This is a genomic window from Paenalcaligenes sp. DL 309 (assembly GCF_057475285.1).
The window spans coordinates 309,911-331,565 of record NZ_JBYBKW010000001.1; the positions used below are offsets into that span (position 1 = coordinate 309,911).

The following is a 21,655-nucleotide window of genomic DNA, read 5'->3' on the forward strand; positions in this document are numbered from 1 at the left end:
ACCGCCTATGTTTTATCTTGATGCATAGAAGCCGCCGCCGTAAACAAAACATCTGTGGATGAGTTGAGGGCGGTTTCGGCTGAATCTTGTAGCACCCCAATCACAAAACCTACACCTACAATCTGCATCGCAATTTCATTAGGCATACCAAATAAACTGGCTGCTAGCGGGATGAGTAATAATGAACCGCCTGCCACGCCTGAGGCACCACAGGCTGAAACAGCAGCCACCACACTCAATAATAAAGCTGTGCCCATATCCACATTAATCCCCAGGGTGTTTACTGCCGCTAAAGTTAGTACCGTAATAGTAATAGCCGCCCCACCCATATTAATGGTGGCTCCTAAAGGAATAGAGACGGAGTAAATATCTTCATTTAATCCCAGTTTTTTGGATAAATTCATATTAACCGGGATATTAGCAGCGGAACTACGAGTGAAAAAAGCCGTTACACCACTTTCACGTAAACAAGTAAAAACTAAGGGATAAGGGTTGCGGCGTATCTGCGTCCACACAATAAGGGGATTTACCACTAAGGCCATCAATAACATACAACCTATTAAGACCGCTAATAATCGACCATAATCCCACAACACCCCAAAACCGGTGCTGGCAATAGTACCTGCCACCAAACCAAAAATACCGATGGGAGCAAAACGAATCACCCAGCGCACTACAAAAGACACCGCATCACTTAAATTACGTGTTAAGTTTTTAGTCGTCTCATGGGCACTGCGCAAGGCAATCCCTACTGCTATAGCCCATACCAAAATGCCCATGTAGTTGGCGTTTAATAATGCATTAACCGGATTATCTATCGCATTTAATAACACCGTTAATAACACCTCCCCTACATTATCGGGAGGACTTATAGAATCAATGCTAGCTTGTAGTTGAATGGTTAACGGAAACATGAAACTCACAATTACCGCTATCATTGCCGCAATCAGAGTACCTATTAAATACAAAGCAATAACACGCCCTATATGACTTTTAGCGCCCTGCCGATGATTAGCAATAGAGGCCACAACTAATACAAAAACAAGTATAGGTGCTACTGAAATCAACGCTTTTACAAATAAATCACCAAACAATGCCACAGAACGAGCCACTTCCGGAAAAAAATAAGCAACTGCTACTCCCGCAACTAAACCGATCACTATTTGACTCACTATGCTCCCGGACTTGATATAACGCAGTAGTGCCCCTTCAGCAGCAGACGTACCCATGATTACCTCTTAGATATTTAATAGATGTTGTTAATTTGATAGATGTAGGCATGTTACCATTTCAATCTTCGACAAAGTCTCTTTTTTATTGTATAATTAATCCCACTTGCTAGAAATGAACTACTTGGGGCCGATCTGGCTTCGACGTGGGTCGCGAAACAGAGCAGGGCATGTCGAGCACCAGTAAGCTCGTAAATCCACTGGAAAACTATAAACGCAAATGATGAGCGTTTCGCTCTAGCCGCTTAATAACCGGTCTTTAGAGCTGCTGCACTAACTTGTCTTTGGGTTAGATTAGGAAACTAATATGCAGTATCATATACAAAGAATCGGTTTGTTTTGGGCCACTCAACTCAAACCTAAAACAAATGTGGATCGCCAATAGATGGCCTGTTAAATGGCATGGCTTGCGGCTAAAACTTAAAATAATTTAACTACACATGTAGAACTGCCTGCAGAGGGCTTGCGGACGGGGGTTCAATTCCCCCCGGCTCCACCAAGATTCTTAGTAAATTAAACACTTATAAAATTGCCAACTGTTAAAGTTGGCTTTTTTTATGGATGAAAACACTTCATGAGGATCGATTAGACCATGACGACTAAAACCATCCGCCTAGGCGCTATTACTATCATCACCAGCCCTGAACATAGTCTTTACCAACAACAAGGCCGTTACATGGGCCCTACTGATTTACCAGGCATGCCTAACAGCCACCGTATTTGCTTTGGTGGCAAAGTGCATTTAATACACGCTGATGATTTTGATTTACTAAACCTCACAAAGGATCTGCGGCAAACCACTGAAAAACTACCGTTTTTTACAAAACAATAGAAAAACCAGTTGACAAGTGCTAACTCTCTACACATACTAGTGAGATACGTAGGGGTTTTATCCTATAGACTCCATTTAAAAAAATAATTATTATTATATAAAGGGTAGCAAACCAATTCTGCGTTAAGCTACCTATTACCTACTACCAAGCACTGTATTGAAATAATAAATCATTTGTATTTATAAACATGCGCTTGTTTAATTCTAGGTAGATCTAATACTTATAAAAACACTTATAAAAACAACCCAAAAAAAGGGAATATTATAATGAAAACAATTTATCCAACAGATCTTGTTGCGCGCCCAGACAGCGCTGCACTAAACAAAACAGACATCCGCTTAGGTGATGTGGTGTATTTACAGCCTAAAAATGGCCCACAAATTGCGAGTACCGTAATTTATGGCTCACCTGTGTTTGGTTGTACCACTTACACAGCAGACGCTTCTTGCAATAAAGGTCAACGTATTCGTTTTAGATTCCGTCTTAAAGACGTGCATCATGTAGGCTCAAGAGAAGAAGCGGTACACTAATTAAAACGTAGCTATACTAACTACAAAAGAAACGCCTGATAATTTTAAAGATTATCAGGCGTTTTTTAATAAGCTACACTAAGAACGTTATCGTTTTTAGGAATCCCCATGAAAAAAGTATATTTAGCTGGTCCTGATGTTTTTGCTCCCAATGCATCTGAGCTTGCCGAGCAACATAAAAAGTTATGTGTAGCTCATGGTTTTGAGCCCTTGCATCCTGCTGACGGTGTAGAACAAACCGCTCAAGGTATTTATACAGCTAACATCAGCCTAATCAAATCAGCAGATGCGGTAATAGCAAACCTCAACCCTTTTAGAGGCGCAGAGCCTGACTCAGGGACGGCTTTTGAAGTAGGCTATGCCATTGCTTTAGGTTTACCGGTAATTGGTTATATGTCTGGCCCAACCACTGTAAAAGAACAGGTAAAAACGTACCATGGCCCTATCTACTTAGATAAAAATAACAATAAATGGTTAGACCAAAACGAATGTTTAGTAGAGGACTTTGACTTAGCTGTTAATCTTATGCTGGGTGTGTCTTGTGAAATAGTTTTTGGCGATTTACTCGCTGCTCTTATTCAACTACAGCGTCGTTGGTACGACTAGTTTTTATGATTCCTATTTTAATGTATCACCAGATTGGCGAACCCGCCCCTAAAGGGACGCCGTTTAGAGGTTTAACCGTACACCCCAGCAACTTCAAACGCCAAATGATCTGGCTGAAACGCTTTGGCTATACGGGGCTATCGATGCGCGAGCTTATGCCTTACTTAAGGGGTGAAAAGCAAGGTAAGGTGGTGGGCATTACCTTTGATGATGGTTATCAAAATGTACTGCAAAATGCGATCCCTATATTGAATGCGCTGGGTTTTAGCTCCACTAACTATATAGTCAGCAATCATTTTTCGGGTACGAATTTTTGGGATCATAGTAAAGGTGTGCCCAGCTCAACACTCATGTCATTAGATGAGTTACAGCAATGGATGGCGGCAGGCCATGAGATAGGCTCACACACCTTAGATCATGTGCATTTAACCGATGTAGACAAAGAAGAAGCCTTACGCCAAATAGCACAATCAAAAACGGATCTAGAAAATACTCTACAAACGGAAGTAAGTGCTTTTTGCTACCCATACGGGCATAAAAATGCAGAAATAGCAGCCTGGGTGCGCCAAAGTGGCTACACCAATGCCACCACCACTGCCAGAGGCTTGGCGTTAAGCTCCGATGATCACTTTGATCTACCCCGCGTCACCGTAGCTCGCTCTACAAACATTTTACGCTTTTTACAAAAATGCATGACACAACTCGAACATAAAAAGCGCAAATCTACATGAACTTCCCACCATTAAAAATTGCTTTTATTACCTCAAAATTTGGCCATCAATACGGGGGAGCTGAAGCCTATGGGGTTGAGCTTATGCGTGAGCTTGCTAAGCGCCATGACATTACTGTGATTGGCTATACCTATGACTCAGACAGTGGCCTGAACCTGCCCTTCATCCCTATCCCCTTAGCCGAACGTTGGCCTAGTTGGCTTCGTAGTTATTTTTTTGCTAAAGAAGCGGAGCGCATTCTCCAAACAGGTGAATACGACTTAGTGCATTCTCATATGAATGGTTGGAGTGGTGATTTAGATATATTACATGTGAAATCAGTACGCTATCGCTGGCTCAACCCAGCCAATCCATGGTGGCAAAAACTTAATGCCCGGCTTAGCCCTCGTATACAAATGTACTTATGGCTAGAAAAACAGCGAGTGCATCTAAAGCCTCCTCGCCGCACAGCCGTAGTTTCTGAGTCCTTAAAGCAGCAAATCCAACAGGCTTACGATACCAAATATCCTTTTGACGTGCTGACTCCCGGCGTACATCTTCCTGTTCCAGATACGGCTGTACGCCTAAAAAGCCGTCAAGACTTAGGATTTAGTGATAATGATATTGTGGCAATACTCGTGGCTAGAAACCCTTTAAGCAAAGGTTTAAATACCATACTAGATGCCTTAGCCACACTTTACTCGGGTGTGTTTAACTTAAAGCTGTTAATAGTGGGAGCGCCGGCAACCTTAGAAAGTCAACTACACAGCCAGCTACAGCAAAATGGTCTAATTAATAAAGTGCTATTTATAGGTCAAACGGCTGCTATTTCTTCTTATTATCAAGCCGCCGATATTGCCTTACACCCTACTTTCAACGATAGTTTTGGTATGGCACCGTTAGAAGCCATGGCCTACGGGCTGCCAGTGATTATGAGTGATGCGAAATGGTGTGGCTTTGCTCAATATGCTACCCATAAAAAAAATGCGTATCTTTTAAATGACCCGCGTGATGCTGCCGAGCTGAGTCGCGCTATAAATGAAGTTATCACTAATACTGAACTACGATTACAGCTAAAGCAGCAAGGCTATGAGCTAGCCACTGCGTTTAGCTGGGAAAACATTGCAAAGCAGGTGGAATCTATATATGTAGATATTATTGCCACCCGCTTGCATAGAGTTAAAAAATAACCTTATTCGTTTTCAATAAACTTTAACGCCATAAACCCTTCTAAAGAATCGTCTTTAATCTCTAACCAAGGCCTAGGCAGCTGCGCTGCCATAGTGCCTGTCATGGTAGAGCGATAGGACTTATTTCTGAATCCCATAATATCTTCTTCTTTATCTTTGAGCCATTGTTTAAATAGCTCAGCTTGCTCTTCCACAGGAAAATCAGGATAGTCTGTGTCGCTAATTAAATCACGGATATAACTGGCCTGGAAATCAATGGATTCATCAACCGTTTCCGTTTTATCGTGACGATCTAACCAACGTTGAATATCAGCAGCCCGCTCTTCTTTACTCGGTAACTCTCTATCACCTAAGATAACATCTCGTGCATACCACGCTTGAGCATCAAACATATTAAAGGTAAACCACTGATCCTGCATGCCCAAATACATGAGTTTTGGATTATCTTGCAAGAAAATACCTTTATAGAGATTGTCTGGGTATAAGCAATTATGTGTTTGTAGACGCAACTCATCAGGCAGAAACGGGAAATGGAATAAATACCCCGTACACATCATGATGGCATCAAACTCTTTGCTTGTGCCGTCTGTGAAGTGCACCACATTCCCATCTACATGTGTAAGTAAGGGTTTTTCTTCTACGCCTTCAGGCCAATTAAAGCCCATGGACTCACCACGATGACTAATGGTGACAGATTTAGCGCCGTACTTATAACATTGTGATCCAATATCTTCAGCTGAATAACTACCACCTACTAAGAGAATATTTTGGTCTTCAAACTCTAAAGCATCACGAAAGTCATGTGCATGCATCACACGGCCAGGAAACTGTTCCAGGCCCTCATAGTAAGGCATATTAGGAGTAGAGAAATGGCCGGTAGCCACTACTACATAATCAAATTCTTCCGTTTCCTGTTCACCGCTCTTGTGATTCATTACTGTAACGGTAAACTTTTCAGTGTCATCATCGTAAGTGACCCAGCGTATGGGGCACTCAAAGCGAATGTAGTTAAAGATGGCACGCTTATCAATGCGACCCATGATGTAATCTTTAAGTACTTCACGGGGTGGATAAGAGGGGATGGGCTGGTTAAAGTGCTGATCAAAAGTGTAATCGGCAAACTCTAAACACTCTTTAGGACCGTTAGACCATAAATAGCGATACATACTGCCATGAACAGGTTCACCATTTTTGTCTAAACCGGTACGCCAAGTGTAATTCCACATGCCGCCCACATCATTTTGTTTTTCATAACAAACAATTTCCGGCAAGTTTTTTACACCGGCTTTACGTGCCGCTTCGAAGGCACGTAATTGTGCTAAACCACTAGGGCCAGCACCTAGAATCGCAATTCGTTTTTGAGTCAAAACTTACTCCTGTGTTATTAGTTATCACTGGGCAGTTCTTCATTCTTTTTTCTTTAGGCAATCTCTTTGCTTTTACTAATTTACGCCCAGTTATTAACCTATTTATATACGTATGTTTTGCCTAACAGTACATCTTAATAGCTTAACTATAACTCGTCATACTGTCTAGTTTTTACCTAACTCTACCATTTATCACTACTAACTCACTGCTCTTTTTCTTGACAAGTATCAAGGCATACTCGGGTTTTTAGCTATAAGCTTATTCTTAAATCTTAAAAAATAGTCTCCCACAGGTGGATGTATGCGTAAAATAGCGAAAACTGAACAACTACAAGAAGGTAAGCGAGGTTTTCTCAAGAATCTCTTGGGTGCTGGGATTGCTGCCACTGTTATTCCTATAACCCCCGCCAAAGCCGGCATTAATGATCAACCTCCGCGCCGTCCAGGCATGACGGGAAAGCGTTTTGGTATGTTAGTAGACTTACGTAAATGTATTGGCTGTCAAGCCTGTACCGTGGGTTGCTCCATGGAAAACCTACCCCCTATAGGGCAGTTTCGTACCACGGTATTACAATATGAAGTGGAAGATTACGATGATGGTCTACCCGCTATGTTTAACTTGCCCCGGTTATGTAATCATTGTGAAAACCCTCCCTGTATACCGGTATGTCCCGTCCAAGCCACCTTCCAACGTGATGATGGTATTGTGCTAGTTGATAACGAACGCTGTGTAGGTTGTGCTTACTGTGTACAAGCCTGTCCCTACGATGCACGTTTTATTAACCATGAAACCCAAACCGCTGATAAATGCACTTTTTGTGAGCACCGCTTAGAAGTGGATTTGTTGCCTGCCTGTGTAGAAACCTGTGTAGGTGGTGCTCGTATTATTGGTGATTTAAACGATCCTGACAGCGTGATTTCTCAAATGCTTAAAGAGCACAGCGATGACATCAAAGTCCTTAAACCCGATATGAACACGCAACCTCGCGTTTATTACATCGGTATGCCTGACGCTTTTGTAAATGGCGTAGAAGGTCAGACCAGCGTACGTTTAGTCGCTGAATTCTAAGAGGACAGTAACTATGAATATTATTGAAATTTTAACTCCTGCCTATGACGCGGCCTGGTTACCTTGGGCGGTGCAATATTTCTTTTTGATTGCTATTGCTACGACTACCGCCATTACAGCGGCTTGTTTAGCGTTTAGCCCTGCAGAGTCACGGGCTCGTAAGCTTATGCCTGCTGCCATGACGGTATTACTCACCACGGCCGTTGTAGCGCCAGTTGCCCTCTTAGCCGATTTACATCAACCCGCTCGCTTCTGGCATTTCTATGCTTATTTTACGCCTTGGTCTTGGATGTCTATAGGTTCCGTATTACTGCCTATTTTTGTGGTGCTATCACTCGCCTTTTGTGCCTTCTGGTGGCTACGCAAAGATACATTAATGCGCCTTACCGGTATTGCCTTGATTTTTTCAGCCATTAGCATTTTGGTTTACACAGGCGCTGAAGTCATGATTGTACGCGCCCGGCCTTTGTGGCATACCTATTTCTTACCTATCAACTTTGCTCTCACTGGCTGGCTGGCTGCTTTAGGTGCCATGCTATTTGTAGGCCGTTGGCTGCCTGGCGGTATGGCGGCCATGCCTTCCATGTTGGTGCGTCGTTTGGGTGTGGCTGCCATGATCCTGCTTTTCCTAAGCGGAGTAGCTTGGATCATTAGCGGTATTATGGGCTTTGACTCGTCATTTCCGGCTGCGATGAAATTATTTAGCACCTATCCTATCTGGCGTCTAAGTCTAATTATCTCACTTATTTTAGCCGTGTTTTTATTCTTAATGCTACGCGTGAATTCTGACCGTTTATGTAGCCCTATGCACTCTTTAGTCTGTGGCATCACCATGATGGCGGCAGCCTGGGTGTTCCGCTGGATTGTACTCATGAGTGTACAAGGTGTACCGAAATATGGTGCTGGCCTCTACATGCACAGTATGCCTTTAGGTAGTAATGGTTTACTTGGCATGATTGGAGTATTTGGCTTGTGCGTAACCGTTTTGGCTGTGGTGACTTGGTTTTTAGATCGCTACCCCACCCCACATAAATTAAGTGTTTAATAAAATAATCACACACGGAATAGAATTATGAGTAAGCAAGATAAACCAAACAACCCAAACAAAACCAATAATGATAGACGTAAATTACTAAAGCACGGCTCTTTAGCGGCCGGTGGTTTGGCCGCTTTTGCAGCAGGTTACAGTGATACCGTCGTCAATGCCGTCAAAGGTTTTACTAAAGGGACCTCTGGACACCCTCCTAAACATGCGGTGCGCGGCAACTCCTTAGTACCTGAGTTTGCCATCGATTCCTCAGGAGCGCTCATCCCTACGCCAGGTCAAATTGTTAGTCCCTCAGTTTGCTTAGGCTGTTGGACGCAGTGCGGCGTACGAGTGCGAGTAGATCACAACAATAATAAAATCATGCGTATTGCTGGGAACCCTTATCACCCCTTGGCAACTACGGACCCTGCCTCTATGGATGAACCCGTACGTGACGTCTATGCCAGATTAGGCTCTGAAAAAGGCCTAGGTGGTAGGGCTACTTCTTGTGCTCGTGGCACCTCATTACAACAACAGGTAGAAAGCCCTTACCGTGTATTAACACCCTTAAAACGCGTAGGCAAACGTGGTGAAGGCAAATGGGAATCCATTAGCTTTGAACAACTGGTAGAAGAGGTGTGTGAGGGGGGTGATTTATTCGGTGAAGGTCATGTAGATGGCTTACGCGCCATTTATGATCGTGAAACCCTCATCGATACAGAAAATCCCGAATACGGGCCCTTATCTAACCAACTCATTGTCACGGATTCAGCCAATGAGGGCCGTACTGGCTTATTACGCCGTTTTGCGCAGCAATCTTTTGGTACCGTTAACTGGGCCAATCATGGCTCTTACTGTGGTCAAAGTTTTAGAGTGGGTACGGGTGCAGCCTTAGGCGCTATTGATAGCATGCCACACGGCAAGCCCGATTGGACTAGTGCTTTATTTGGTCTATTTATTGGGGCCGCTCCAGCGCAATCTGGTAACCCTTTCCAACGTCAAGGCCGCGAACTAGCTGAAGCACGATCCCGCCCTGACAACCCATTCAAATACGTAGTGGTCTCGCCCATATTACCTACCTCATCCAGTCTGGCTGCTGGTTCTGGTAATCGTTGGTTAGCCGTCAAACCCGCCACCGACTTGGCTTTAGTCATGGCATTAATACGTTGGATGCTAGAAAACGAACGTATTGATACCGTGATGTTATCGCAACCGGGACAGGAAGCAATGAAGGCCGCTGGGGAGGCTTCATGGTGTAACGCCACCCACTTGATGATTAATGATCCAGAACACCCCCGCTTTGGCACCTTTTTACGCGCTTCAGATATGGGCTGGCCCGTCAATGAAGTGGCTGATGGTGAAGCCAAGCCTGATGACGTGTTTGTAGTGCAGCGCGCTGATGGTTCACTAGCCCCTAACACCATCATTGAACCAGCTGAACTTTTTGTAGAGCGTGAAATTACCGTCGTGGGCTTAGGCGATAAACCGGTTGCCGTCTGCACTTCTTTAGCCAAACTACGTGAAGAATCGCAACGCATGAGCTTTGAGGAGTACAGTGAGATCTGTGGTGTTTCTGTACAAGACATTAAAGAGCTAGCAGAAGAGTTTAGTAGTTATGGCAAAAAAGCGGTGGTGGATGCCCACGGGGGCACCATGAATGGCGCCGGCTTCTACACGGCCTATGCTATTTCCATGTTAAATAACCTAGTGGGTAACTTAAACGTAAAAGGCGGCTTAGTCTTAGATGCTGGCCCCTTTGGTCCCTTTGGCCCTGGTCCGCGCTATGATTTCCGTTTTAAAGGTCAAGCTAAACCCCAAGGTTTAAATCTTTCACGTAATAACATCCCTTACGAAAAATCCTCTGAGTTCAAACGTAAAGTGGCTGCAGGTGAAAACCCGTACCCTGCCCCCGCCCCCTGGTATCCCATGGTAGCGGGCACGTTGAGCTCGGAGTTTGTGGCTTCCGGCATGGCGGGCTATCCGTATAAGGCCAAGGCGTGGATTAACCATATGAGCAATCCTGTATACAGCATTAACGGTTTCCGTAATGCCTTATACGATGATTTATGCGATCCGAAGAAACTCCCCTTAGTGGTCGCAGTGAACCCTTTCATTAATGAAACCAGCGCTTTGGCAGACTACATTGTGCCTGATACTGTCACTTACGAAAGCTGGGGAATTTCCGCCCCCTGGTCGGATGTGATTGTAAAAAGCTCTTCAATACGTTGGCCTGTGGTGGAGCCTAAGGTGGCTCGCACCGCTGACGGGGAAACCATCTGCGCTGAAATGTTTTTAATTGCTGTAGCAAAACGTCTAGGTATGCCCGGTTTTGGTAAAGATGCTCTTGGGGATCCCAAAAGCGATCAGCGCTACGCCATCGATACACCAGCGGATTTTTATATACGCGCTATTGCTAATATTGCCTATGCGCAAGGAAGACCCGTAGGCGACGCCATTGATAGCGACATAGAACTCACCGGTTTAACACCTTATGTAAACACCATCAAAGAGCGCGTAAAAGAGGAAGAATGGCGCAAAGTCGCCATGGTGATGACTCGTGGTGGCCGCTTCGATAACCTAGAAGACGCGTGGGATGAAAGCACAGGTCAAATCAAAGACAGCTACAACACCATGCTTACCATTTGGGATGAAGACCTCTACCAGTCTAAGCACTCCATGACCGGTGAAAATAACAGTGGCTGCCCCACTTGGTACCCCACTCGCTTAGCCGATGGTACCGATATGCGTACTATGTATAACACCGATGAATGGCCTTTCTTGATGACGTCTTATAAATCTAATTTGATGAGTTCCATGACCATTGGTGTGGATCGTTTACGCCAAGTACACCCTCATAACCCTTTATCTATTCATAAAGAAGATGCGAAAGCTTTAGGTATTAATAACGGTGAGCGTATACGTCTGGTTACACCAGGCAACTCTGTGGAAGGGGTCGCGATGATACGTGATGGCGTTATGCAAGGTACCATAGCGATTGAGCATGGTTATGGCCATAAAGAGCTAGGCGCTAAAGCGAATGTGATTGATGGTGTCACCACCCCACACAACCCAGCGTTAGCTGCGGGTGTCAATCTTAACGATTTAGGCTTTAGAGATGTAACCCGTGGTGACCATAACAATATCTGGATTGACTGGGTATCTGGCGCAGTAGTGCGACAAGGCTTGCCCTTGCGTGTAGAAAAAGTGTAGCGTTACACAAATCCTTCAAACTATGGCCTGAAAGCACTTTGTCTAATCAACAAAGTGCTTTTTTTTAAGCGGTAATGCTATTATTAATGCAAATATTTTACTTGGATCACTGTTTTGTTAAATTTCGTTACTTCCGCTAAGCTACCTACGCCCTGGGCTATTTTCACTCTCTATGTTTTTGTTGAAAAAGACACAAAAAAAGAACATTTAGTGATTGCTCTTGGTGACCTCTCTACCCCCGAGCCCGTACTTTTACGCTTACACTCCGAGTGCTTAACGGGTGATGCCTTATTTAGTCTACGCTGCGATTGTGGCCCACAACTAGAAAAAGCCTTGCAGCGCATTGCCGAAGAAGGACGCGGTGCGGTGTTTTATTTGCGTCAAGAAGGCCGAGGCATCGGTCTAGTAAATAAAATTCGAGCTTATTATTTGCAAGATGAAGGCATTGATACAGTAGAGGCCAATGAAGCCCTTGGGCATGATGCCGATGAACGGGATTATAGACTTTGCGAACCCATGCTGAACTTTTTTAATATAAAAAAAGTGCGCTTAATGACAAATAACCCCCGCAAAGTTAAAGCCCTAGAAGACTTAGGCATTACCGTGACGGAACGCATAGGCCACAGCATAGAGCCCAATAAGCACAATCGTTTTTATTTATATACCAAAGCAAAAAAACTTGGCCATCTTATTAATTACGACGATACGGAGCATACGCATGAAAGCTAATTACCTAACCATTACTGTAATGGCAACCGTACTTGCTTTGAGTGCTTGTACTACTCAATCTACAACCCCAAGCCCCAGCACCAATACAACGAATAAAGCGATGATTAGCCTGCCTTTTCAGGCCTTAGGTAACGAGCCAGGGTGGAGTGTAAGAATTGACGCTTCTCAGCAAGCCGAAGTGTTATTAGATTATGGCGAGCGCACTTTTACCGTAGCCCTTCCCACGCCCGAGTATTCCTATGCTGGCACCCATTATCGCAGTACCTATAATCAGCAGCCGCTGGCCCTCGATATACTCCATGCCACCTGCTCAGACACCATGAGCGATACGGTGTATGACTACAAAGCGGTACTTCAAGTTGAGGGCCGCGTATTACGCGGCTGCGGACGAACTTTAGAAAACTAAAGTTAAATGCGAGCGGCTAACTCGGCAGCTAAACCTATATAAGTACGGGGAGTCAGCGCCAGTAGATCTGTCTTGGCTTTTTCAGGTAAATCTAAGCCAGTAATAAACTCACGTAAGCCAGCTTCATTAATACCTCGGCCACGGGTTAGCTCTTTAAGCTGCTCATACGGGTTTTCAATACCATAGCGGCGCATAACCGTTTGCACCGGCTCAGCCAACACTTCCCAGCAATTATCTAAATCCGCATCAATTACTTCTGCGTTAAGCTCTAATTTACCTAATCCGCGTAAGCAAGCGTCATAGGCAACGAGACTATAACCCAAGCCCACACTTAAATTACGTAAAACCGTAGAATCAGTCAGATCACGCTGCCAGCGGGAAATAGGAAGCTTTTCAGAAAGATGTTTTAAAACAGCATTGGCTAAACCCAGGTTGCCTTCGGAGTTTTCAAAGTCAATGGGATTCACCTTGTGCGGCATGGTGGATGAACCGATTTCGCCCTCTTTTAAGCGCTGTTTAAAGTAACCCAAAGCGATATAACCCCAAATATCACGGTTAAAATCCAATAAAATAGTATTAGCACGGGCAATAGCGTCAAATAACTCAGCCATCCAATCATGCGGTTCAATTTGAATGGTGTATTCATTTTGTACCAAACCTAAGCCACTCAACACATTTTTACTAAAAGTGGGCCAATCAATCTCCGGGTAGGCACTAAGGTGTGCATTATAGTTACCGGTGGCGCCGTTAAGCTTAGCTAAAGGCGTAATAACTTCTATGCTATCTATAACACGTTGCAACCGTGCCACTACGTTGGCAAACTCTTTACCCATAGTGGTGGGGCTGGCGGGTTGGCCATGTGTACGTGATAATAAAGGCTGATCAGCATAAGCGCGGGCTTTGGCTTTAATCTGATCACACACATGCTGCAACTGTGGCAAGATCACTTGCTCACGTGCACGGATGAGCATTAAAGCATGCGAGGTGTTATTAATGTCTTCAGAAGTGCAAGCAAAATGAATAAACTCAGCCGCCTCTTTAAGCTCAGCATCATCATCAACCTGTTCTTTAAGCCAGTATTCTACCGCCTTAACATCGTGATTTGTTACACGCTCAATTTCTTTGATGCGCTGCGCATCCGCCTCAGTGAAATTTGAAACCAGGCTACTTAAACGATCTTGCGCCGCCGGAGAAAACTCCGCTAATTCAGGTAATCCAGCTTTGGATAGGGCAATTAGCCATGCTACCTCTACCTCCACCCGATGAGCCATAAATCCAGCCTCAGAGAGTAGTCCGCGTAAGGGATTACAACGGCTAGCGTAACGCCCATCTAAGGGAGACAACGCATTTAAAGGAGTGAGTTGATCTACTATTTGCATAATAATGAGTGATATGGTGAGTAAAACCTTTATTCTACCATTGCCTCTTCAAAAACCGCTGATTCACAAATAAACAAAAAAATCGAGTAAATCAGCACCTTATTGCTAATCCATGACATATAAACCACAGAAATCAAATAAACCACCACTACAAGTCTAAATAAAGCCCTTGCCTACTGTTTCTCTAGGGGTTCTTGATATACTTTTTAGGCATTGCAACTCAACTACTCTTCCATCTATGAAACTTCTTGGTTCTCTCACTAGCCCATATGTACGTAAAGTGCGTATTGTGATGGCTGAAAAAAAACTCGACTACGATCTACTACTCAAAGACGTATGGGAGATAGATAGTCATGCCGTACAAAAACATAATCCACTAGGAAAAATCCCTTGTCTGATTATGGATGATTACGGCAGTTTGTTTGACTCTAGAGTTATTGTTGAATACTTAGACACCTTATCTCCGGTGGGGCGATTACTGCCACAATCTGGGCGTGATAGGGCTAGCACCAAAGCTTGGGAAGCTGTGGCCGATGGCCTCATGGATGCGGCACAAGCGATTCGTATAGAATTACATCGCCGTCAGCCTGCTCAGCAAAGTTCTGAATGGGTAGAAAGGCAGCAAGAGAAAATCACGGCAGCCTTACAATATATGGAAGATGAGTTGGCCGCAAATAGCCCCTATTGCATGGGTATAAACTTTAATCTTGCTGATATTGCCGTAGGCTGTGCTTTGGGCTTTTTAGATTTCCGCTACCCTGAAATTACGTGGCGTAATGACTACCCTAAACTTACCGCCTTACAAGAGAGGCTAGAAACTCGCCCCTCTTTTATTGCCACCAAGCCACCGGCTGCTGAAGCCTAATACGCAACGCTAAACACTGATCGCTTTTCTATAGATGTACTTTTACAGTATCTATAAGCATTTGCGTGGCTAAACCTAGCAACATTAAAGCAAATATACGTTTTAATCGATTGACCGGCATGCGATGCGCTAGACGGGCTCCAGCCGGAGCCGTCAACATACTCATCGCCACCAACACCACTAAGGCGGGCCAATACACATAGCCCAACATGCCTGCAGCCAAATCGGTGTGTTTATCACCTGAAATCATATAACCCACACCATTTGCCACAGCAATAAAAAAGCCTAAAGCCGCTGAAGTACCTACTGCTATAGGCATGGCGATATTGGAACGCACCAAAAACGGCACGGATAAAAATCCACCTCCTGCACCCAAGAGCCCAGACACAAAACCAATCACTCCACCCACGGCACGTACAATCCAGGGTTTAGGTAACTCTCTTCCCGCTGGCGGTTTACCCCCTACAAACATCTTGATAGCAGAGTAAAACACAAAAGCCGTAAAAATAATGGCTAAGACTAAACCGTTAATGTAGGCAAAAATCGCTCCTCCGGAAATCAAGCCCCCCACAATTAATCCAGGTACCATTAACCACACCACATCCCAGCGAATGGCATTGCTAGCTTGATGAGCACGCATACTGGAAATGGAAGTGAAAATAATGGTACTCATTGCGGTAGCAATAGAAGCATGCACGACTAATGTGGGTGCTACGCCAAGCTTTGGCAGCAGCAGATTTAAAAAAGGCACCAGAATCATGCCGCCACCAATACCTAAAAGGCCTGCAGCAAACCCAGCAAAGGCACCTAAAGCAGCAAATAAAAAAATAAAATAAGGATCCATAATTAATGCAATTCAATCATTTAATTCAGTTTTCGTTATGAATAATACCGCCACCTAAGCACACATCGCCGTCGTAAAGCACCACGGACTGACCTGGTGTAACGGCCCACTGTGCCTCAGTAAAACGCAGACTCAACGTACTTTCCGACACGTGTAGAATCTCACAGACTGCATCTTGCTGTCTGTAACGGGTTTTGGCGCTATAGGTCTTGGCTGTTGGCGCATGACCAGCCACCCAACTCACATCCTGAGCCTGTAACTCATGCCTTAAAAGCCAAGGATGATCATGACCTTGCACCACATATAAGGTGTTATTTTCTAGATCTTTGCGTGCGGCGTACCATGCATCAGCGGTACCGTCTTCACGTTGTGAGCCTTTTACTCCACCTATACCTAAACCTTTACGCTGACCGTACGTATAAAAAGCTAACCCCATATGCTCACCTACCTGTTGCCCTTCGGCCGTTTTAATGGGGCCAGGTTTAGTAGGCAAATAACGGTTTAAAAACTCTCTGAAGGGACGCTCACCAATAAAGCAAATACCGGTAGAATCTTTCTTTTGCGCATTGGGTAATTTGAGTTGCTCAGCAATCTGACGCACTTCTGTTTTTTCTATTTCTCCTAGAGGAAATAAAGTACGAGATAACTGGGCTTGATTCAGTCTGTGTAAAAAATAACTTTGATCTTTACTTTGATCTATGCCTTTAAGTAGCTGATACTCAGTACCCGTTTCTGTTTCTACGGCGCGCACCCTTGCGTAATGACCCGTGGCTATATGATCAGCGCCTAAGCTCATGGCATGATCTAAGAACGCTTTGAATTTAATCTCTGCATTACACAGCACATCGGGATTGGGGGTACGCCCTGCCGTATATTCACGTAAGAACTCGGCGAACACACGTTCTTTATATTCGGCAGCAAAGTTAACGGCTTCTATTTCTATACCTAATAAATCTGCTACGCTGGCTGCATCTAGCCAGTCTTGACGGCTGGAGCAATATTCACTGTCGTCATCGTCTTCCCAGTTCTTCATAAAAAGACCTATTACTTCATAGCCTTGTTGCTTTAGCAACCACGCCGAAACAGAAGAATCCACGCCACCAGAAAGACCTATAACCACACGTCCTTTAGATATAGTCATAATATAAATTCATCTTTAATAAATAATGCTGTCTATTGTACTCGCAAAAAAAGCGCTGCGACCTCAGTCACAGCGCTTTTTTCTGTATGCCTTTTTTAATAAGGGTTTATTTTCTCACAGCGCGACGAGCTCGTACTGCCGCAGCTAAATTGTTTAACACGGCTTCGGTATCATCCCACCCAATACAGCCATCGGTAATACTTTGACCGTAGGTAAGTGGTTGGCCTTCAATTTGATCTTGGCGTCCTGCTACCAAATGGCTTTCTACCATCACACCAATAATACGCTCATCACCTGCCTGCAACTGCTTACACACCTCTTCAATCACTAGGGGCTGACGTCTATAATCTTTATCGCTATTAGCATGGCTCACATCAATCATAATAGTAGGCGTTAAACCGGCGGCTTCCATCTCTTTGCCGGTTTGATCCACACTTTGGGCATCGTAATTAGAGGACTTACCGCCACGTAAAATCATATGACAATCCTCATTGCCTTTGGTAGAAACAATAGCCGAGTGCCCTCCTTTAGTAACAGATAAAAAATGGTGGGGCTGCGAAGCCGCTTTAATAGCGTCAATGGCAATACGTGTGCTACCACTGGTGCCATTTTTAAATCCAACCGGACACGAAAGACCAGAAGCCAACTCGCGGTGAACTTGGCTTTCAGTCGTACGCGCACCAATAGCACCCCATGAAACTAAGTCTGCAATGTATTGCGGGGTAATCATATCTAAAAACTCACAGCCCGCTGGCAAACCTAATTCATTCACGTCTAATAATAATTGACGAGCTGTGCGTAAGCCTTGGTTTATATTAAAGCTGCCATCTAAGTTTGGATCATTAATAAGGCCTTTCCAACCCACCGTGGTACGAGGCTTTTCAAAATAGACGCGCATCACGATTTCTAACTCTCCTTTTAATGACTCGCGTAAAGGAGCTAAGCGCTGAGCGTACTCTAAGGCCGCTTTGGTGTCATGAATAGAACAAGGCCCAATCACTACGACTAAGCGATCATCTTCACCATGCAACACCTGGTGAATAGCCTCGCGAGACTTATGCACTAAGTTAGAAACTTGCTCTGAGCTAGAAAACTCACGCATTAAATGGGCTGGGGGGCTTAACTCTTTAATTTCTCGAATACGTAAATCATCAGTATTATGCGACACGATCGAACTCCATTTAGGTTGTGCCAGCAAGGTGACGGCACAAAAAAAGCCGCCTTAGCGCTGGCGGCTTTAGTTGGGAATCTATTTGCTATGTGTTTAGTGTACAAGGCATCCCTTCCTGCGCCAGCGGCATAGGAAAAGTATAAAAATAAAAGAAAAAGTTATTTGTTGCACTGTACATAATCTTATCCTAGCACATTATTTATTAAAACTCACTCTTAACTCATTTTTCTTTTATGGTAAATGATTTGAGTAGAAATGATTTTATAAGGTATGATTTCAACACTTACTTGTTACAGAAAGGAAAATTATGACCTTATTACGTAAATCTAAACTAATTACCACTACCGCCGCCACGTTAATGGCACTGAGCGCCAATGTATTTGCTGCTGATTTAGCTCAACTGCAAGAAAAAGGGGTAATCCGCATTGCCGTTGCCAATGAAATCCCCTACGGTTACACCGATTTGGACGGTACAACTAAAGGGGCCGGTCCGGATGTGGCTAAACACATAGTTAAAGCCCTAGGCATAGAGAAGATTGAATGGCAAACCACAAACTTTGGTTCCTTGATTCCGGGCTTACAGGCAGACCGTTTTGACATGGTGGCAGCGGAAATGGCCATTCTGCCACAACGCTGTGAAACCGTACTTTTCTCCGAACCAGACAGCTCTTACGGTGAAGGCTTGCTGGTTGCCAAAGGCAATCCTAAAGACCTACACAGCTACGATGATTTCACTAGCGGTAAGTACAAAGTTGCCATTATGGCGGGGGCAGATCAATTAGAAATGATGCAAGCATTAGGTGTTGATGAATCCTTACTTGTGACTATTTCTAATAATTCTGATGCCATCTCTACCGTCTCTACAGGACGCGCTGATGCCTACGCGGCCACCGGTTTAACTGCCGCGGGTTTAGCCAGTCAAAGTGATAAAGTAGAGCTTGCTGCTAACTTTACCGACCCCATCATTGATGGCGAAGCCGTGCGCAGCTGGGGTGGCTTCACTTTTGCCAAAGGCTCTGAAGAATTAAGAGACGCCGTCAATGCAGAACTGGCTAAATTTAAACAAACACAAGAGTGGCGCGACATTCTCAGCCAATACGGTTTTAGCGAGGTGGACATGAACGAATCAAACACGAAGACCACGGCTCAACTATGTGCTGCTAATTAATATCCATGAACTGGCTTACTTACAGTGACTCACTGCTTTCGGGTGCGTGGGTCACTATTCAACTGACTATTTACTCCACGCTATTAGGTGGTATTTTTGCCTTTGTATTTGGTGTGGGGCGCCTCTCAACAAACTGGTTCGTTAAAACACTAAGTATCAGTTTTATTGAGTTTTTCCGTGGCACCTCACTTTTGGTGCAGCTTTTCTGGCTTTATTTTGCTTTGCCGGTAGTGGGTCAAATGATAGGCATTGATCTGCGCATGCCTCCCGTAGTGGTAGGTACGTTGGCCTTAGCGTTAAATATAGGCGCGTATGCTGCAGAGGTAGTACGGGGTGCCATTCAGGCCGTACCTCCTACGCAATACGAAGCGGCTAAATCCTTAGATTTTAGCCCGCGCCAAACCATGTGGCGTATTGCTGTGCCGCAAGCCATTCCAGAAATGATGCCAAGCTTTGGGAACTTAGCTGTACAAAACCTCAAAGACACAGCATTGGTTTCACTCATTAGTTTGGCTGACTTGGCCTTCAAAGCAGAACAACTACGTAACTTCACCCAAGACAGCACCACCATTTATACCTTGTTGTTATTTATGTATTTTGGCATGGCTTTAGTGATTACGGCCATTATGAAACTACTAGAACGCTACGTAAGTCGCTGGCGTGCAGGAGCAAATTAATGCTATTTGGAATTGCATGGGACACAAGTAGCCTATGGGCTTTTGCTTGGTCTATTTTACCCATTTTAGGCAAAGGTCTCCTCGTCACTATACAAGCTACTCTACTCGGCTTTGTAGTCGCTGCTTTATTAGGACTTGTTTTAGCGGGACTCAAAGGGGCACGGTTTAAGATTATCTCTTGGCCGGCTCGTTTTTTTACTGAATTTATACGCGATACTCCGCTACTAGTGCAGCTGTTCTTTTTGTATTATGTGCTGCCTGATTATGGCATAGTTTTACCCGCTTTTATGACGGGGGCTTTGGCTCTAGGCTTACAATACAGCGCTTATACGTCTGAAGTTTACCGCGCGGGTATTGAATCCGTACCTAAAGGGCAAACAGAAGCCTCACATGCTTTAGATTTGTCTGGGTGGCGTATTTTTACCGTCATTATTTTACCGCAAGCCATACCGCGTATTATCCCCGCCTTAGGGAATTACTTGGTTTCTATTATGAAAGATGTGCCGATCTTATCGGTAATCTCAGTGCTAGAACTACTGAGCGTTGCCAAAATTATCGGTGACCGTAGCTTTAACTATATGATCCCGCTGTCTTTAGTTGGGCTTATTTATTTAATCATGACCCTCATTGCTGCATGGGGTGTGCGTTTATTAGATGAGCGCTTACCTAAAGAAGGAATCCATCTGAAATGACTACCCCTATTATTGAATTTAAAAATGTTACCAAGAAATTTGGTGACCACACTGTACTAGATAGCCTGAACTTCAATGTGAACAAAGGTGAAAAAGTCACTATTATTGGGCCTTCCGGTTCAGGTAAATCCACTGTACTGCGTATTTTAATGACCTTGGAAGACATACAAGGCGGCGTGATCTATGTGGACTCAGAGCCACTATGGCACGAAAAGAAAAATGACACCTTAGTGTCCGCCAGCGAAGAGCATTTACGTAAAATGCGGAAAAAAATGGGCATGGTATTTCAGCAGTTCAATCTATTCCCCCATATGAGCGTGCTTAGAAATGTCACGGAAGCGCCTATTCATGTCTTAGGCCTAAGTAAAGCGGAAGCCAAAGAGCGCGCCTATGAGTACTTAGAGCTAGTTGGTTTGACCGACCATGCGAAAAAGTTCCCTAGCCAGCTCTCAGGCGGTCAGCAGCAGCGTGTGGGCATTGCTCGCGCTTTGGCTATGCGCCCTAGCATTATGCTGTTTGATGAGCCCACCTCCGCGCTAGACCCCGAGCTAGTCGGTGAGGTGTTGCAAGTGATTGAACGTTTAACCACTAAACATGATCTGACCATATTACTGGTAACGCACGAAATGCAATTTGCTAAAGAAATTTCAGATCGTGTGTGCTTTTTTGATCAAGGTGTAATTGTAGAAGACGGCCATCCCGAACAACTCTTCACCAACCCACAACAAGAGCGCACTAAAGAGTTTTTAAGCTCTTTTATGGAGCAGAATGCTTGAACAAAAAAAGCCAGTTCATTTTGAACTGGCTTTTTT

General features: G+C 44.4%; 21 protein-coding genes and 1 other RNA gene. 16 read left to right on the forward strand and 6 right to left on the reverse strand.

Annotated elements, in window-relative coordinates; genetic code table 11:
- Window positions 1-5: 5 nt before the first annotated feature.
- Entirely contained in the window at window positions 6-1,229 is a 1,224-nt protein-coding gene (gene sstT, locus AC2UZJ_RS01425) for a serine/threonine transporter SstT (RefSeq protein WP_486948335.1), read from the reverse strand.
- Between the two features lie 126 nt (window positions 1,230-1,355).
- Between sstT and ssrA the strand changes: the two genes are divergently transcribed.
- The 6 genes from ssrA to AC2UZJ_RS01455 all read left to right on the forward strand — a co-directional run bounded on the left by ssrA (window position 1,356) and on the right by AC2UZJ_RS01455 (window position 5,098).
- Window positions 1,356-1,728: a transfer-messenger RNA gene (gene ssrA, locus AC2UZJ_RS01430) on the forward strand.
- Window positions 1,729-1,821: 93 nt separating this feature from the next.
- A complete protein-coding gene (locus tag AC2UZJ_RS01435) occupies window positions 1,822-2,061 on the forward strand; it encodes a hypothetical protein (protein WP_486948336.1) in 240 nt (79 codons plus the stop codon).
- 267 nt (window positions 2,062-2,328) lie between these two features.
- Window positions 2,329-2,592 (forward strand): hypothetical protein, encoded by a 264-nt coding sequence (locus tag AC2UZJ_RS01440; RefSeq protein WP_486948337.1) that lies wholly within the window; start codon window positions 2,329-2,331, stop codon window positions 2,590-2,592.
- Window positions 2,593-2,700: 108 nt separating this feature from the next.
- Window positions 2,701-3,198 carry a nucleoside 2-deoxyribosyltransferase gene (locus tag AC2UZJ_RS01445; RefSeq protein WP_486948338.1) on the forward strand — a complete coding sequence of 166 codons (498 nt, stop codon included), beginning with the start codon at window positions 2,701-2,703 and terminating at the stop codon, window positions 3,196-3,198.
- A 20-nt stretch (window positions 3,199-3,218) separates the two neighbouring features.
- Window positions 3,219-3,929, forward strand: coding sequence for a polysaccharide deacetylase family protein (locus AC2UZJ_RS01450; protein WP_486948581.1), 711 nt, complete (start codon window positions 3,219-3,221; stop codon window positions 3,927-3,929).
- The gene (locus AC2UZJ_RS01455; protein ID WP_486948339.1) at window positions 3,926-5,098 is read left to right on the forward strand and encodes a glycosyltransferase family 4 protein; all 1,173 of its coding nucleotides are present in this window, start codon (window positions 3,926-3,928) and stop codon (window positions 5,096-5,098) included. Before AC2UZJ_RS01450 ends, AC2UZJ_RS01455 begins: the two co-directional genes overlap by 4 nt.
- Before the next feature lie 2 nt (window positions 5,099-5,100).
- On the opposite strand, the gene AC2UZJ_RS01460 is transcribed toward AC2UZJ_RS01455, so the two are convergent.
- The gene (locus AC2UZJ_RS01460) at window positions 5,101-6,465 is read right to left on the reverse strand and encodes an NAD(P)-binding domain-containing protein (protein ID WP_486948340.1); all 1,365 of its coding nucleotides are present in this window, start codon (window positions 6,463-6,465) and stop codon (window positions 5,101-5,103) included.
- A 301-nt stretch (window positions 6,466-6,766) separates the two neighbouring features.
- On the opposite strand from AC2UZJ_RS01460, the gene dsrO reads away from it, so the two are divergent.
- The 5 genes from dsrO to AC2UZJ_RS01485 all read left to right on the forward strand — a co-directional run bounded on the left by dsrO (window position 6,767) and on the right by AC2UZJ_RS01485 (window position 12,906).
- A complete protein-coding gene (gene dsrO, locus AC2UZJ_RS01465) occupies window positions 6,767-7,534 on the forward strand; it encodes a sulfate reduction electron transfer complex DsrMKJOP subunit DsrO (protein ID WP_486948341.1) in 768 nt (255 codons plus the stop codon).
- A gap of 13 nt (window positions 7,535-7,547) precedes the next feature.
- Complete coding sequence (gene nrfD / locus AC2UZJ_RS01470; protein ID WP_486948342.1) at window positions 7,548-8,579, forward strand: NrfD/PsrC family molybdoenzyme membrane anchor subunit; 1,032 nt, start codon at window positions 7,548-7,550, stop codon at window positions 8,577-8,579.
- A gap of 27 nt (window positions 8,580-8,606) precedes the next feature.
- Window positions 8,607-11,771 carry a molybdopterin dinucleotide binding domain-containing protein gene (locus AC2UZJ_RS01475; protein ID WP_486948343.1) on the forward strand — a complete coding sequence of 1,055 codons (3,165 nt, stop codon included), beginning with the start codon at window positions 8,607-8,609 and terminating at the stop codon, window positions 11,769-11,771.
- Window positions 11,772-11,885: 114 nt separating this feature from the next.
- Entirely contained in the window at window positions 11,886-12,500 is a 615-nt protein-coding gene (gene ribA, locus AC2UZJ_RS01480; RefSeq protein ID WP_486948344.1) for a GTP cyclohydrolase II, read from the forward strand.
- A complete protein-coding gene (locus AC2UZJ_RS01485; RefSeq protein WP_486948345.1) occupies window positions 12,490-12,906 on the forward strand; it encodes a COG3650 family protein in 417 nt (138 codons plus the stop codon). The genes ribA and AC2UZJ_RS01485 overlap by 11 nt, the downstream gene beginning before the upstream one ends.
- Before the next feature lie 2 nt (window positions 12,907-12,908).
- On the opposite strand, the gene purB is transcribed toward AC2UZJ_RS01485, so the two are convergent.
- A complete protein-coding gene (gene purB / locus AC2UZJ_RS01490; RefSeq protein ID WP_486948346.1) occupies window positions 12,909-14,285 on the reverse strand; it encodes an adenylosuccinate lyase in 1,377 nt (458 codons plus the stop codon).
- Between the two features lie 238 nt (window positions 14,286-14,523).
- Here purB and AC2UZJ_RS01495 point away from each other — a divergent pair, with 238 nt between their 5' ends.
- The gene (locus tag AC2UZJ_RS01495; protein WP_486948347.1) at window positions 14,524-15,150 is read left to right on the forward strand and encodes a glutathione S-transferase N-terminal domain-containing protein; all 627 of its coding nucleotides are present in this window, start codon (window positions 14,524-14,526) and stop codon (window positions 15,148-15,150) included.
- 28 nt (window positions 15,151-15,178) lie between these two features.
- Here the strand turns inward: AC2UZJ_RS01495 and AC2UZJ_RS01500 are convergent, their stop codons facing one another.
- The 3 genes from AC2UZJ_RS01500 to aroG all read right to left on the reverse strand — a co-directional run bounded on the left by AC2UZJ_RS01500 (window position 15,179) and on the right by aroG (window position 18,306).
- Window positions 15,179-15,994, reverse strand: a complete 816-nt coding sequence (locus tag AC2UZJ_RS01500) for a sulfite exporter TauE/SafE family protein (protein ID WP_486948348.1) — start codon at window positions 15,992-15,994, stop codon at window positions 15,179-15,181.
- A gap of 25 nt (window positions 15,995-16,019) precedes the next feature.
- Window positions 16,020-17,135 carry a tRNA 2-thiouridine(34) synthase MnmA gene (mnmA, locus tag AC2UZJ_RS01505; protein ID WP_486948349.1) on the reverse strand — a complete coding sequence of 372 codons (1,116 nt, stop codon included), beginning with the start codon at window positions 17,133-17,135 and terminating at the stop codon, window positions 16,020-16,022.
- A gap of 106 nt (window positions 17,136-17,241) precedes the next feature.
- Window positions 17,242-18,306 (reverse strand): 3-deoxy-7-phosphoheptulonate synthase AroG, encoded by a 1,065-nt coding sequence (aroG, locus tag AC2UZJ_RS01510; protein WP_486948582.1) that lies wholly within the window; start codon window positions 18,304-18,306, stop codon window positions 17,242-17,244.
- Window positions 18,307-18,613: 307 nt separating this feature from the next.
- On the opposite strand from aroG, the gene ehuB reads away from it, so the two are divergent.
- Genes ehuB through ehuA form a run of 4 tightly spaced genes read left to right on the forward strand, consistent with a single transcriptional unit; the run spans window position 18,614 to window position 21,619 of the window.
- A complete protein-coding gene (ehuB, locus tag AC2UZJ_RS01515; RefSeq protein WP_486948350.1) occupies window positions 18,614-19,474 on the forward strand; it encodes an ectoine/hydroxyectoine ABC transporter substrate-binding protein EhuB in 861 nt (286 codons plus the stop codon).
- Between the two features lie 5 nt (window positions 19,475-19,479).
- Window positions 19,480-20,151, forward strand: coding sequence for an ectoine/hydroxyectoine ABC transporter permease subunit EhuC (gene ehuC, locus AC2UZJ_RS01520; protein ID WP_486948351.1), 672 nt, complete (start codon window positions 19,480-19,482; stop codon window positions 20,149-20,151).
- A complete protein-coding gene (gene ehuD, locus AC2UZJ_RS01525) occupies window positions 20,151-20,843 on the forward strand; it encodes an ectoine/hydroxyectoine ABC transporter permease subunit EhuD (protein WP_486948352.1) in 693 nt (230 codons plus the stop codon). The genes ehuC and ehuD overlap by 1 nt, the downstream gene beginning before the upstream one ends.
- Entirely contained in the window at window positions 20,840-21,619 is a 780-nt protein-coding gene (gene ehuA, locus AC2UZJ_RS01530) for an ectoine/hydroxyectoine ABC transporter ATP-binding protein EhuA (protein WP_486948353.1), read from the forward strand. Before ehuD ends, ehuA begins: the two co-directional genes overlap by 4 nt.
- Window positions 21,620-21,655 lie beyond the last annotated feature (36 nt).

What these genes read in the sequence shown, in the direction of transcription:
- AC2UZJ_RS01500 (WP_486948348.1), bottom strand. Translation starts at nt 15,994, where the DNA reads ATGGATCCTTATTTTATTTTTTTATTTGCTGCTTTAGGTGCCTTTGCT.
- AC2UZJ_RS01440 (WP_486948337.1), top strand. Translation starts at nt 2,329, where the DNA reads ATGAAAACAATTTATCCAACAGATCTTGTTGCGCGCCCAGACAGCGCT.
- AC2UZJ_RS01495 (WP_486948347.1), top strand. Translation starts at nt 14,524, where the DNA reads ATGAAACTTCTTGGTTCTCTCACTAGCCCATATGTACGTAAAGTGCGT.
- sstT (WP_486948335.1), bottom strand. Translation starts at nt 1,229, where the DNA reads ATGGGTACGTCTGCTGCTGAAGGGGCACTACTGCGTTATATCAAGTCC.
- purB (WP_486948346.1), bottom strand. Translation starts at nt 14,285, where the DNA reads ATGCAAATAGTAGATCAACTCACTCCTTTAAATGCGTTGTCTCCCTTA.
- dsrO (WP_486948341.1), top strand. Translation starts at nt 6,767, where the DNA reads ATGCGTAAAATAGCGAAAACTGAACAACTACAAGAAGGTAAGCGAGGT.
- AC2UZJ_RS01485 (WP_486948345.1), top strand. Translation starts at nt 12,490, where the DNA reads ATGAAAGCTAATTACCTAACCATTACTGTAATGGCAACCGTACTTGCT.
- ehuB (WP_486948350.1), top strand. Translation starts at nt 18,614, where the DNA reads ATGACCTTATTACGTAAATCTAAACTAATTACCACTACCGCCGCCACG.
- ehuD (WP_486948352.1), top strand. Translation starts at nt 20,151, where the DNA reads ATGCTATTTGGAATTGCATGGGACACAAGTAGCCTATGGGCTTTTGCT.
- nrfD (WP_486948342.1), top strand. Translation starts at nt 7,548, where the DNA reads ATGAATATTATTGAAATTTTAACTCCTGCCTATGACGCGGCCTGGTTA.
- AC2UZJ_RS01445 (WP_486948338.1), top strand. Translation starts at nt 2,701, where the DNA reads ATGAAAAAAGTATATTTAGCTGGTCCTGATGTTTTTGCTCCCAATGCA.
- mnmA (WP_486948349.1), bottom strand. Translation starts at nt 17,135, where the DNA reads ATGACTATATCTAAAGGACGTGTGGTTATAGGTCTTTCTGGTGGCGTG.
- ehuA (WP_486948353.1), top strand. Translation starts at nt 20,840, where the DNA reads ATGACTACCCCTATTATTGAATTTAAAAATGTTACCAAGAAATTTGGT.
- AC2UZJ_RS01435 (WP_486948336.1), top strand. Translation starts at nt 1,822, where the DNA reads ATGACGACTAAAACCATCCGCCTAGGCGCTATTACTATCATCACCAGC.
- AC2UZJ_RS01455 (WP_486948339.1), top strand. Translation starts at nt 3,926, where the DNA reads ATGAACTTCCCACCATTAAAAATTGCTTTTATTACCTCAAAATTTGGC.
- AC2UZJ_RS01450 (WP_486948581.1), top strand. Translation starts at nt 3,219, where the DNA reads ATGTATCACCAGATTGGCGAACCCGCCCCTAAAGGGACGCCGTTTAGA.
- AC2UZJ_RS01475 (WP_486948343.1), top strand. Translation starts at nt 8,607, where the DNA reads ATGAGTAAGCAAGATAAACCAAACAACCCAAACAAAACCAATAATGAT.
- ehuC (WP_486948351.1), top strand. Translation starts at nt 19,480, where the DNA reads ATGAACTGGCTTACTTACAGTGACTCACTGCTTTCGGGTGCGTGGGTC.